At 67.5% G+C, this 11,854-nt stretch carries 13 protein-coding genes; 6 read left to right on the forward strand and 7 right to left on the reverse strand.

Annotation, left to right across the window (positions count from 1 at the left end; genetic code table 11):
• Window positions 1-79: 79 nt before the first annotated feature.
• Genes AC1DBD_RS01630 through ccsB form a run of 5 tightly spaced genes read left to right on the forward strand, consistent with a single transcriptional unit; the run spans window position 80 to window position 5,054 of the window.
• The gene (locus tag AC1DBD_RS01630) at window positions 80-745 is read left to right on the forward strand and encodes a histidine phosphatase family protein (RefSeq protein ID WP_476981294.1); all 666 of its coding nucleotides are present in this window, start codon (window positions 80-82) and stop codon (window positions 743-745) included.
• Between the two features lie 2 nt (window positions 746-747).
• Window positions 748-1,359 (forward strand): TlpA family protein disulfide reductase, encoded by a 612-nt coding sequence (locus AC1DBD_RS01635; RefSeq protein WP_441416838.1) that lies wholly within the window; start codon window positions 748-750, stop codon window positions 1,357-1,359.
• Window positions 1,360-1,369: 10 nt separating this feature from the next.
• Window positions 1,370-2,125: a cytochrome c biogenesis CcdA family protein gene (locus tag AC1DBD_RS01640; protein WP_476925426.1), complete on the forward strand. Its 756-nt coding sequence runs from the start codon at window positions 1,370-1,372 to the stop codon at window positions 2,123-2,125.
• Window positions 2,125-3,954: a cytochrome c biogenesis protein ResB gene (resB, locus tag AC1DBD_RS01645; protein ID WP_476925425.1), complete on the forward strand. Its 1,830-nt coding sequence runs from the start codon at window positions 2,125-2,127 to the stop codon at window positions 3,952-3,954. Before AC1DBD_RS01640 ends, resB begins: the two co-directional genes overlap by 1 nt.
• Complete coding sequence (ccsB, locus tag AC1DBD_RS01650; protein WP_441416841.1) at window positions 3,954-5,054, forward strand: c-type cytochrome biogenesis protein CcsB; 1,101 nt, start codon at window positions 3,954-3,956, stop codon at window positions 5,052-5,054. The genes resB and ccsB overlap by 1 nt, the downstream gene beginning before the upstream one ends.
• Before the next feature lie 211 nt (window positions 5,055-5,265).
• Here the strand turns inward: ccsB and AC1DBD_RS01655 are convergent, their stop codons facing one another.
• Complete coding sequence (locus AC1DBD_RS01655; protein WP_476981295.1) at window positions 5,266-6,264, reverse strand: hypothetical protein; 999 nt, start codon at window positions 6,262-6,264, stop codon at window positions 5,266-5,268.
• A gap of 225 nt (window positions 6,265-6,489) precedes the next feature.
• The gene (locus AC1DBD_RS01660; RefSeq protein WP_441416843.1) at window positions 6,490-6,915 is read right to left on the reverse strand and encodes a PLD nuclease N-terminal domain-containing protein; all 426 of its coding nucleotides are present in this window, start codon (window positions 6,913-6,915) and stop codon (window positions 6,490-6,492) included.
• Window positions 6,916-7,098: 183 nt separating this feature from the next.
• Here AC1DBD_RS01660 and AC1DBD_RS01665 point away from each other — a divergent pair, with 183 nt between their 5' ends.
• A complete protein-coding gene (locus AC1DBD_RS01665; protein WP_476925423.1) occupies window positions 7,099-7,407 on the forward strand; it encodes a DUF4229 domain-containing protein in 309 nt (102 codons plus the stop codon).
• An 85-nt stretch (window positions 7,408-7,492) separates the two neighbouring features.
• On the opposite strand, the gene AC1DBD_RS01670 is transcribed toward AC1DBD_RS01665, so the two are convergent.
• The 5 genes from AC1DBD_RS01670 to AC1DBD_RS01690 all read right to left on the reverse strand — a co-directional run bounded on the left by AC1DBD_RS01670 (window position 7,493) and on the right by AC1DBD_RS01690 (window position 11,848).
• Window positions 7,493-8,374 carry a 1,4-dihydroxy-2-naphthoate polyprenyltransferase gene (locus AC1DBD_RS01670; RefSeq protein ID WP_175321447.1) on the reverse strand — a complete coding sequence of 294 codons (882 nt, stop codon included), beginning with the start codon at window positions 8,372-8,374 and terminating at the stop codon, window positions 7,493-7,495.
• A gap of 58 nt (window positions 8,375-8,432) precedes the next feature.
• A complete protein-coding gene (locus AC1DBD_RS01675; protein WP_476925422.1) occupies window positions 8,433-9,596 on the reverse strand; it encodes an AMP-binding protein in 1,164 nt (387 codons plus the stop codon).
• A gap of 10 nt (window positions 9,597-9,606) precedes the next feature.
• The gene (locus AC1DBD_RS01680) at window positions 9,607-10,560 is read right to left on the reverse strand and encodes a 1,4-dihydroxy-2-naphthoyl-CoA synthase (RefSeq protein WP_476908389.1); all 954 of its coding nucleotides are present in this window, start codon (window positions 10,558-10,560) and stop codon (window positions 9,607-9,609) included.
• 21 nt (window positions 10,561-10,581) lie between these two features.
• Window positions 10,582-11,022 (reverse strand): VOC family protein, encoded by a 441-nt coding sequence (locus tag AC1DBD_RS01685; RefSeq protein WP_476917015.1) that lies wholly within the window; start codon window positions 11,020-11,022, stop codon window positions 10,582-10,584.
• A gap of 76 nt (window positions 11,023-11,098) precedes the next feature.
• The gene (locus tag AC1DBD_RS01690; RefSeq protein WP_476925421.1) at window positions 11,099-11,848 is read right to left on the reverse strand and encodes a lysostaphin resistance A-like protein; all 750 of its coding nucleotides are present in this window, start codon (window positions 11,846-11,848) and stop codon (window positions 11,099-11,101) included.
• Window positions 11,849-11,854 lie beyond the last annotated feature (6 nt).

Genomic DNA, 11,854 nt, shown 5'->3' on the forward strand with positions numbered 1-11,854 from the left:
AACATTTCCCAAAAAGTTTCAGTTCTACCTCTTGTAGAAGATTTCGTCATTGCCCCTGCCCTTTGAGAAACTGGTACACATGCCCCAAGCCACTGTTCACTTGCTCCGCCACGGCGAGGTCCACAATCCCGAAGGCGTCCTGTACGGCAGGCTGCCCGAGTTCCACCTCTCCGAACTGGGTCAGCAGATGGCCCGGATGCTTGCCGAGCACTTCAGTGACCGCGCCGCGCAGGGGGCGAAGATCGTGCACCTCGCGGCGTCCCCGCTGACCCGTGCGCAGGAAACGGCGCAGCCGATCTCCGAGGCCCTCGGCCTTGAAATCGCCACCGAGGAGCGGATCATCGAGGCCGCCAACTACTTCCAGGGGATGCAGGTGTCCAAAGGCGAGATCTTCAAACCGAAGCACTGGCCGATGCTCCGCAACCCGCTCCGGCCGTCCTGGGGCGAGCCGTACAAAGAGCAGGCCGCGCGCGTGACCGCCGCGGTGCAGGACGCACGCCTGCGGGCCGTCGAGCTCGGCGGCGACGGCGCCGAGGCCATCCTGGTGAGCCACCAGCTGCCCATCTGGGCCACCCGGCTCAGCGCCGAGGGCAGGCCGTTGTGGCACGACCCGCGCAAGCGCGAATGCACGCTCACCTCCGTGACCTCCCTCGTATTCAACGACGACGGGACGCTGCTTCGCATCGACTACAGCGAGCCCGCCGCCGTCCTCCTGCCCGGTGCCTCCAGCACCCCGGGAGCCTGAACATGTTCGACGACGACTCCCGTCTGTCCCGCCGCGGCGTCCTCACCGCCGGCGGTGCGGCCCTGGCCGCCATGCTGGGCCTGACCGGCTGCGCCCAGGAGGACGACCTCGCCAAGCAGGCCAAGGCGGGGGATAACAAGAACTACGTCGCCGGCGACGGCTCGGTGACCGAATTCGCCGCTGCCGACCGGAAAAAACCGGTGGAGATCAAGGGCACCCTGTTCGACGGCACCGAAGTCACGGCGTCGCAGTTTCAGGGCAAGGTGACGGTGCTCAACTTCTGGTTCGCCGCCTGCGCGCCGTGCCGGGTCGAGGCGCCGTCGCTGGAGGCCCTGCACCAGGAGTTCAAGAGCCAGGGCGTCCAGTTCTTCGGCGTCAACCTGAGGGACGAAAAACCGACGGCTGAAGCGTTCGACAAGACCTTCAACCTGACGTACCCGAGCTTCAACGACAAGGACGGCGCGGTGCTGCTGGCCGTCTCCGGGCTGGTTCCGCCCGGCGCGGTCCCCACCACGCTGGTGCTCGACAAGCAGGGCCGAGTCGCCTCCCGGGTGCTTGGCGAAATCCAGAAGGGCACCCTCAAGTCCCTCATCGCCGCAGCCGTGGCCGAGTAAGGCCGGCGCCGTGAACAGCCCCTTCGCCGAAGCCATCCTGAACGGTTCGCTGCTGCTCGCCATCCCGGTGGCGCTGCTGGCCGGACTCGTATCCTTCCTCTCGCCCTGCGTGCTGCCGTTGGTGCCCGGATACCTCGGGTACGTGACGGGCCTGACAGGCGTCGACCTGCAGAAGCAGAAGCGGGGCCGGATGCTGGCCGGGATCGGATTGTTCGTCCTCGGCTTCTCGGTGATCTTCGTGCTCCTCGGCGGGGCCTTCGGCCAGCTGGGAACGCTGATCACCGGCTCCCAGAACGCCTGGATTACGCAACTGCTCGGCGTGCTGGTGATCGTGATGGGCGTCGTGTTCATGGGCGGCTTCTCCTGGCTGCAGCGCGACGCGAAGATCCACGCCAAGCCGCCAGCCGGGCTTTGGGGTGCGCCGCTGCTGGGCATCACGTTCGGCCTCGGCTGGGCCCCGTGCATCGGCCCGACCTATTCGGCGGTGCAGCTGCTGAGCCTTTCCGGGGGATCGTCCGCGGCGAAGGGCGCCCTGCTGGCCTTCGTGTATAGCCTTGGGCTGGGCATTCCCTTCCTGCTGATCGCCCTGGCCGTCCGCCGCGGCGTCGGGGTGCTCTCCTTCTTCCGCAAACACCGGCTCGCCATCCAGCGCACCGGCGGCGGAATCCTGATTGCGCTGGGCGTGCTGATGGCCAGCGGGGTGTGGGGTGCCTGGGTGTCCGGGCTGCAGTACTGGTTCCAAACCGATGTGAAATTGCCGATCTGATGAGCGAGCGAGTGAACGTAGAGAAGAAATCCCCGTCCCCCGGCACGCCCGATCACGGAACCAGTCCCGTCGAAGCCGCGAAGGCAGGCGCTGTGCTGCCCTCGCTGGGGCCGGTGGGCATGCTCCGCTGGGCGTGGACGCAGCTGACCAGCATGCGTACCGCGCTGTTCCTGCTGCTGTTGCTCGCCGTCGCCGCGGTGCCCGGATCGCTCTTCCCGCAGCGGCCCGCTAACCCTGCGGTGGTCACCCAGTACATCAAGGACCACCCGGACTACGGCAAGATCCTGGACTCCCTGCAGCTCTACGATGTCTACTCCTCGGCGTGGTTCTCCGCGATTTACATCCTGCTGTTCATCTCGCTGATCGGCTGCGTGGTGCCCCGCGCCATCGTGCACTACAAAGCCATGCGTTCCCAGCCCCCGCGCACCCCGGCACGGCTGTCCCGGCTGCCCGAGTACGGCACCATGGTGGTCCCCGCCGACGCCGGGATCCCGGCGTCGCGCGCCATTGACGACGCCGCCGCCCTGCTGAGGAAGCGCGGCTACCGCGTCGACGTGCGGGACCGCGACGGCGAACGGCCCTCGCTCGGCGCGGAACGCGGCTTCTTCCGGGAGGTCGGCAACCTTGTCTTCCACACCGCCCTGATCGGTGTCCTGGTGTCCGTCGCGGCCGGCGGCTTGTTCGGCTACAGCGGCCAACGGATCCTGGTCGAGGGGGACACCTTCGTGAACACCCTGGTGGGCTACGACCAGTTCACCCCGGGCACCAATTTCCAGAGCAGCCAGCTGGAGCCTTACTCCATCCAGCTGGACAAGTTCCACATCACCTTCGACCGCGAATCGAAGGGCAAGTTCGGCCAGCCCATCGACTTCAAGGCTGACGTCACCACCAAGGAGAACCCGGGCGCGCCTGCCAAGCAGGAGGTGCTGAAGGTCAATGACCCGCTCAGCCTGGGCGGCACCAGCGTCTACCTGACCGGCAACGGCTACGCCCCGGTGGTCACGGTGCGCGACGGCGCCGGCAACATCGCCATGCAGGGACCGGTGGTGGCCAAGCTGCAAGGCGACAACTACTACTCCTCCGTGGTCATCAAGGTCCCCGATGCCAAGCCGGAGCAGCTGGCCTTCGCGGGCTTCTTCCTGCCTACCGCGTTCATCACGAAGGAAGGAGTTTCCTTCAGCGGCGATCCTGAACTGTTCAACCCGCAGCTGACGCTGAACTCGTACTACGGCGACCTCGGACTGAACAGCGGCTCGCCGCAGAACGTGTTCGAACTCGATGTGAAGAAACTGACGCCGCTAAACGCCCGCAACCTGCCCACCAAGGGCATCGTGCTGACCCCCGGGACCACTCACACCCTGCCCAACGGCAAGGGCACCATCAGCTTCGACGGCGTGAAGCGTTACATCGGCGTGGACATCCACCACAACCCGGGCCAGGGCTACGCCTTGTTCTTCGCCCTGCTCGCCGTCGCCGGCCTGGTCACGTCGCTGTACGTCAACCGCCGCCGCGTCTGGGTCCGCACCGGCACCCACGAGGACGGCCGCACCATGGTGGAGTACGGTCTCCTGGCCCGCGGCGAGGACCACCGCCTGGCCGGGGAAGCCGCCGCCATCCGGGCCCTGCTGTCGGCAGCCTGGCCGCTCGATGATGGGGCCGCGGACGATTCGGGGGAGGATTCCCAGCCTGTTCCCAGCGCGACAGCGGATAATGACCGGGCGGACACCGGCGCACGCGCCGACGCCGGCGCGCAGGCCTCCACGGACCAACCCGCAGCAGACTTCATCCAGTCCACAGTAGGCTCTCCTGAGTCAAAGAAGGATCAGTAATGTTCCCCATCAACGAAACCATGGGCCAGTACAGCGAGCTCTTTATGCTGCTCGCGGCCGGCACCTACACGGTGGCCTTCATCGCCTTCGCCTGGGACCTGGCCAAGAGCAGCAAGACCCTGCGCGCGGTGGACCTGAAGGCGGCAGAGCTGTCCGGAGCCGAGACGGTCCGTGTCCCGGTGGGCGCCGGCGTCGGTGGCTCCTCCGCCGCCGTTGACCGCGCCGCTTCCGACGTCAGCGGCCCTGTCGGACGGGCCGAGCGCCCGACGTCGTCGGTCTCGGGCAGCCGGGCAAGCGGAGCCGGCGTGACCGCCGACGGCGGCATGCGCTACGGCGCCGAACGCCGGGTTCCGGCCCGGGTCGCCGTCGCCCTCGCCGTGCTGGGCGCCGCCATCCACGCCGCCGGCGTCATCACCCGCGCGATCGGCGCGGGCCGGGTGCCGTGGGGCAACATGTACGAGTTCCTGACCACCGGCGCGTTCGTGGCGGTGGCGGTCTTCCTTCTGGTGCTGATCCGCCGCGACCTGCGGTTCCTGGGTACCTTTGTGATCGGCCTGGCCATCATCATGCTGGTCGCGGCCTCGGTCGCGTTCTGGACGCCCGTGGGCCACCTCGTGCCGGCGCTGCAGAGCTACTGGCTGATTATCCACGTCTCCATCGCGGTGATGTCCTCAGCCCTGTTCACCCTGACCTTCGCGATGTCCGCGCTGCAGCTGGTCCAGTCGCACCGGCAGAAGACCATTGCCGCGGGCGGGGCAGACAAGCTGGGCTTCATGCGCCTGGTCCCCAACGCCCTGAGCCTGGAAAACCTGTCCTACCGGATCAACGCGATCGCCTTCGTCGGCTGGACGTTCACGCTGATGTTCGGCGCCATCTGGGCCGAGAAGGCCTGGGGCCGCTTCTGGGGCTGGGACACCAAGGAAGTCTGGACCTTCGTGATCTGGGTGGTCTACGCCGGCTACCTCCACGCCCGCGCCACCCGCGGCTGGACCGGAACCCGCGCGGCCTGGCTCTCGATCGTCGGCTACCTGTGCGTGGTCTTCAACTTCACCATCGTGAACCAGTTCTTCAACGGACTGCACTCCTACTCGGGGCTGTAAGGCGCCGGGAGTTCGCTTCGCCAGGGTTGGGCGCTTAGATTCCTCGTCCATTCGCCACAGATGGCCGCTAAGCCACCCCGCTTAGCGGCCATTCCTGTCAGATCGGCCAAACGACGCCGCACCAACCAGGCCCGCACCCCGAACCGCCGCGATTCGCCACAAATGGCCGCTAACCCTCGGGCCTGAATCGTCGATTCGCCACAAATGGCCGCTAAGCCACCCCGCTTAGCGGCCATTCCTGTCCGATGGACGCCGTGGTGCGTGCGGAACGTCGCCTCCGGGCCGGGCCACGATCGGGCATCCAGCCCCGCTCCACGAGCGCCGCCCGTACCCTGGTGACCGCTGTTGGCTCCATGCCCGGGCCCAACGGGGTCAAGTCCCACTGGGTCAGCACGACTACCCGCCACCCGGTATCCCGCGCGTTTTCGTCCCGGAAAATATCGCTGCGCCGTTGCGCCGGAGTGGCATGATGCCCGCCGTCGTATTGGATTGCGACCCGTTCCACTTCATAGGACAAATCAGGGTCCTGGATCCAGCGGCCGGTTTCGTCGAACATGGGCACGTTGACTGCGGGTTCGGGGAGGCCATGGCGGAGAAGAAGCAACCGGAGTTCGGTCTCCTTGGGGGAGTCCGTGCCTGAGCGCATCAGGATCCGAGCCCGCGCGGCCTTCTGGTAGCCCGGCTTTCCTTTTCGTCCTTGAAGGTAGGCGTCTAGCTCGTCGAGGGTGGACAAAGGGTTCCTTCGGCGGAGCAGGAAGTCTCCGGCAATCACAAGATCGTCGAGGCTAAGCATGCTGGCCAGGTCGAACCACGTCCGCAGCGGTGACGTGCAGTGGACCCTGGAGCCCGCCACGATCTCCTCGGGTTCAAACGACTGTTGATGGCCCACGACGTTCTTTCGACGCGCAGCCCGATTGCCCGGCCGGCTGGTGAGATGAACGACGTCGACGTTTGCCACGGACGCCGGCAGGGGAAAGCCCCACAGCAGGGCAGCAGTTGCATGGCTCACCACCGCGCACGTCACAGCAACCAGGGCATGCATACGGTCAAGGAGGGTGCCCGGCGTCGTGGCGGCGGTGCGCACTCCGTGACAGGGGCTGACAAGATCCCGGCACCGGGTTCGACGCCGGCTCAATCCCGCCGCGCGGGCGTCCGCGAGCGTGAATGGTTTGTCGTGAAGCTGTGGGGGAAGCTCGCTGGGCTGGCGCATAAGAGCATTCTGCGCCCGCCTGGAGCGGGATTTGACGTTGTCCACAGCCCGGGCAGGGTGTGGGGGAAGAGCGGGCCAGTGGAGGCTGGTTTGCAGGTCCGGGTGCGCGGCGTCGATTTGCCGGCTATGGCCGCTACGAGGGTCCGGATTCAGGCCATTTCTGGCAAATGGGAAGGGGAACGCGCCGGCTGAGAGGGCGCGTCTGCGCGCCAGGGGGCAGAGCGGCTACTTGACCTCGTCGGTGCCCTGCGTGGGGTCGCCGCTGCCGTGGGCTTCGCCGGATTCCGTGCCGCGGGCGTCTCCGGTGCCGCTGCCCAGCTCGCGCTCCTTGGCGTCCAGCTCGTCCTTCAGCTTCTTGAGCCGGTCAGCCTCCGCCTGGTTGCGGCGGCGCAGCTCCAGGTTGCGGAGGAAGTCGGGATCGTCGTCCGGGGCGGTGGGGTGGCGGTACGTGGCCGGAGCCGCCGCGGCCTCGCCGCGGGGCCGGCCGATGAGGAACCAGAGGATTGCGCCGACCACCGGGAGAACGATCTGCACCACGATCCAGGCCGGCTTGGAAATGCCCTTGGTCAGGCGTGCGTCAGTCCTGATGAGGTCGATCAGTCCGTAGACAAAGACGACCAGTACAACGATTGGTACCACGACACGGAGCATAGCTTCAGTTTAGCCTCCGCGCGAGCTTCCGGCGCCCGGCACCCGCACGGCAGCCGCCCGGAACCCCGCCGCCCGCCGCCCGCAACCCCGCGGCCCGGCGCCGGGCCGCCGCGCTGGTGCCCGCACTCAGCAGCAGACGGACCGCCGGGTCCCCGCCCCGGCCGGGACGGCTAAACTGGGAGCGTGGCTTTCCTGAAATACTCCCTGATCCGTCTGGCACTGTTTGTGCCGTTGTTCGCCCTGTTTGTCTATTTGCAGCTTGGCTGGCTGCTGGCCGCGCTCTGCGCCGGGATGATGGCCTTCGCCATCAGCTTCCTGTTCTTCCAGAAGCAGCGCGACGCGGCCACCGCCTCGATCCACCAGCGTTTCTCCGGCAAAGCCAAGCCGCTGCGCAGTGCCGGGGAGATCGACGACGCCCACGCCGAAGACCGCCTGGTGGACGAACACCCGGACGTCACCGTGCGCACCGACACCCGGCCCAAGGACTCCTAGAGCCCGTCAGCACCCCCTGGAACCAGACGGAACCCGCTGGAACCCGCTGGAACCAGCGGAACCAGCCGGACCCCCGGAACCCGCCCTAGAAGCCGCGGCTCAGCACCAGGCCGAGCGAGAACAGCACGGCGTAGCCAAGGTTGATCAGCCCGGTCTGCTTCAGCACCGGGATCAGGCTCTTGCGGCGCCGGCCCGCGATCATCAGCCAGGACGGCATCAGGATGGCCGGGATGAGCAGCAGCACAATCAGCATCCAAGGCCGACCGGGCGCAAGCACAATCACCAGCAGGATCGCCACGGCGAGCATCAGCACGTAGCTTTCCCGGGCGTGCTTGTCGCCCAGCCGGACAGCCAGCGTCTTCTTCCCGGCCACGCGGTCGGTGGGAATGTCCCGGACGTTGTTGGCCATGAGCAGGGCGCAGGCGATGAGTCCCGTGCCGATCGCACCGATGATGGCCGCGAGGCTGAGCTGGCCGGCCTGCGTGTAGGTGGTGCCAAGCGTGGCCACCAGCCCGAAGAACACAAACACGAACAGGTCGCCCAGGCCCAGGTAGCCGTAGGGGTTCTTGCCGCCGGTGTAGCCCCACGCGGCAAGTACGCAGCCCACACCCACGAGGATCAGCCACCAGGCCTGCGTGATAATGACCAGGATCAGTCCGAACAGCATCGCCAGGCCGAACGCCGCGAACGCTGCCCGCTTGACGTGCTCCGGCTTCGCCACCCCGGAACCCACCAGCCGGAGCGGGCCCACCCGGTCCTCATCGGTGCCGCGGATGCCGTCGGAGTAGTCGTTGGCGAAGTTCACGCCGACCTGGAGCAGCAGGGCCACCATGGCGGCCAGCAGGGCGTTGACGGGCCGGAACGCGTTCATCTCATAGGCGGCTGCAGTCCCGATCAGGACCGGCGCGATTGCGGCCGGCAGGGTGCGCAGACGGGCGCCTTGGATCCATTGTGCCGCTGTGGCCACGTTCAGTACCTCGTTGGTTTGGGTGTTGATCTAGTGGAAAGGGTTGCTTGAAGCTTTTCTATTTTCCCTGATGACGGGTGTCCAGCCGAACGGTCATGCCCATTCGGTCCGGTTTTCCGTTCGGAAGCATCAGCAGTTCCGCGGCGGTGAGCACTGTTTTAGGAACCAAGGCCCCCGCCAACGCCCCCGCGCCGCCGGCGGTGAAACGCGCCGTGAAGGCCTCGGCTGCCTCCGTCGAATCGTCCGCCAGCACCACATAGGCCGCCAGCGCCTGGCCCCACTCGGCGGACGGGACACCCGCCACGAACGCCGCCCGCACGCCGTCGAGCTTCTCCAGTTCCGCCTGCACATGCGCGGCGGACACCTTGACGCCGCCGGTGATGACGACGTCGTCGGCACGGCCCAGCACGGTCAGCGTGCCGTCCGCGGACAGCGCGCCGAGGTCGTTGGTGCGGTACCAGCGGATCCCGTCGTCCTCGACAAATGCCGAGGCCGTGAGCTCCGGCTCGTCGAGATAGCCGGCCGCAATGGTGGCGCCGCCGAGCAGGATCCGGCCGTCCGCGGCGAGTTTCAGCTCGACGCCGTCCAGCGGCACGCCGTCGTACACGCAGCCGCCGCAGGTCTCGGCGGAACCGTAGGTGGTCACCACCCGGACGCCGGCCTCCCGGGCCGCGGCGAGCAACTCCGCCGAGGCGGGGGCGCCGCCCAGCAGAACCGCGTTGAAGCGCCGGAGCATGGCCAGCGTCTGTGCCGAGGGCCGCTCCAGAAGCCGCTGCAGCTGCGTGGGAACCAGAGAGGTGAAACGGATCTTGTCCGTGAGCTCTAGGGCTGCGGTGGTGAAGGCCTCCGGGGTGAACCCGCCGGAGAGGTCCATCGCCCAGGGCCGGGTGCCGGCGAAGAGCGACCGGACCAGGACCTGGACGCCGGCCACGAACTGCACCGGGAGCGCCAGCAGCCACTGGCCCTCGCCCTTAAGCGCCATCGCCGTTGCCATGGAGGAAGCCGCCAGGGCATCCACCGTCAGCACCGTGGCCTTGGGCACGCCGGTGGAGCCGGAGGTCCGCACCACGACGGCGGCGTCCTCGAAGCCGGGGGTTTCCACCAGCCCGACGACGGGGGAGCCGTCCGGGCCGGCGGACAGCTCGACGGCGGGACCCTCCCCGCCGAGGGCAGCCGCGAGGGCAGCGAGGGCGGGTTCGATGTTCACCGCTCCGGAAGTCATCGCGGCAGCCTTAGAAGTAGTACGGGAACTTGGACCAGTCCGGATCACGCTTCTCCAGGAAGGCCTCCTTGCCCTCCACCGCCTCGTCCGTCATGTAAGCCAGTCGCGTCGCTTCGCCGGCGAACACCTGCTGGCCGGCCAAGCCGTCGTCGGCGAGGTTGAAGGCAAACTTGAGCATCCGGATGGCCTGCGGGGACTGCCGGGCGATGTCCGCGGCGTACTCCAGCGCCACCTCCTCGAGCCGCTCGTGGTCCACGGCCTCGTTCACGGCACCCATCCGGACCATGTCCTCGGCGGAATATTCGCGGGCCAGGAAGAAGATCTCGCGGGCGGACTTTTGGCCGATCTGGCGGGCCAGTAGGGCCGAGCCGTAGCCGGCGTCGAAGCTGCCTACCGTCGCGTCGGTCTGCTTGAACTTGCCGTGCTGCCGGGAGGCGATGGTGAGGTCGGAGACGACATGCAGCGAGTGGCCGCCACCGGCCGCCCAGCCGTTCACGACGGCGATGACCACCTTGGGCATGGTCCGCATGAGCCGCTGGACCTCAAGGATGTGCAGCCGGCCGGCGCGGGCGGGGTCGATGGTCTCGGTGGTTTCGCCCTCTGCATACCGATACCCGTCGCGGCCGCGGATCCGCTGGTCGCCGCCGGAGCAGAAGGAGTGGCCGCCGTCCTTGGCGGAGGGGCCGTTGCCGGTGAGCAGGACCGTGGCGACATCGGGGGTCATCCGGGCGTGGTCCATGGCCCGGTACAGCTCGTCCACGGTGCCGGGCCGGAACGCGTTGCGCACCTCCGGGCGGTTGAAGGCGATCCGGACGGTGGGAAGGTCCCGGACCACGGTGCCGTCCGCGGAGCGCTCCACCTGCCGGTGGTAGGTCATGTCCTGGAAATCGTCGAAGCCGGTCACGGTGCGCCAGCGGGTGGGGTCAAAGACGTCGGATACCTTGGCGGGGATTTCGTTGCTCACAGTCCGAGTCTAGTAATCGGCTCAGCTGATACAGAACTCGTTGCCTTCCGGGTCCGCCATGGTGTGCCAGGAATGCGGGCCCTCGTTGGCGGTCCACAGGTACGTCGCGCCGCGGGCCTCGAGCGCGGCCCGGACCTCGTCCTTGTCAGCGCCGGCCAGGTTCACATCCCAGTGGACGCGGTTCTTGACGGTCTTCGCCTCCGGCGCGGTCTGGAAAAGAATCCGGCGTGAGGCGGGCTTGACGCCCAGGTCCTCGGGCGGCCGGATGGCGGCGCCGTCCCGCCAGACAAGCATTCCGTGGTGCCGCTTGGTCTCCGCGTCCGTCGCGAAACCCTGCTTGATCATGGAACGGATGAAGTCCTCGTCCTGCGGCTCCACGGCCCAGTCCAGGGTTTCGGCCCACCAGTCCGCAAGGGCGTGCGGGTCGACGCAGTCGACAGCGATTTGGATGTTCAGTGCCATGGGAAAAACCTACGACGACGGCGCCCGCGGCGCTAGGGTGCCGCCGGGGCAACTTTCGCTGTTGTTTTTCCGGGCGCTACTGCAGCTGCTCGAGGATTTCCGGCGGGATGGCGTAGATGAAGATGACGGCCAGCAGGTTCTTCGAGGCATGGACGAAGTAGGAGAACATCACATTCTTGCCCGTCCAGACGTAGACGAACACCAGGGTGGCGCCCATGGCGAGATAGGGCATCAGCACGGGCAGCGTCAGCGCCTCCTGGCCCACGACGTGCATGGCCGCGAACAGCACGACGGAGAGCGCGCAGCAGAGCCAGATGTTCAGCTTCCGGCTCAACTTGCCGATCAGCAGGTGCCGGAACATGTACTCCTCCACGAAGGGGCCCACAATCACCAGCAGCGGCACCATTAGCCAGGCCGGGACCTGCTGCATGAGTGCCTGCAGGCCGGCTTGGTTGGCGGAGGTTTGCGGGGTCCCTGCCACGGCCACCAGGATGGCGGTCAGGATCATCGCAGCCACCACGGCCAGCGGCACCGTCAGGAGGGTGAACCAGGGTCTCGTGGCCAGGACGCGGAGATCCCGGCGCGCGACTTGGCGTGCCGCGAACAGGGCGAGCAGGCCGATGACCGCATAGACCAGAAGGTTCACCGCGTAGGACGCCACCGCCGGATTGGGCGAGAGCTGCAGCACGAGCGGCGCCAGCAGGCCTGAGGCGGTGGCGAAGACCGCCCCCACTGCCACGTAAATCCCCGCCGTGATGAGGTCCAGCCGGGAGAATGCGTACAGTTCCGGACGCTGCGCAGGTGGTTGACGGAGAGCGGGACCCATGCCACC

Source organism: Arthrobacter sp. 10T419, from assembly GCF_056394105.1.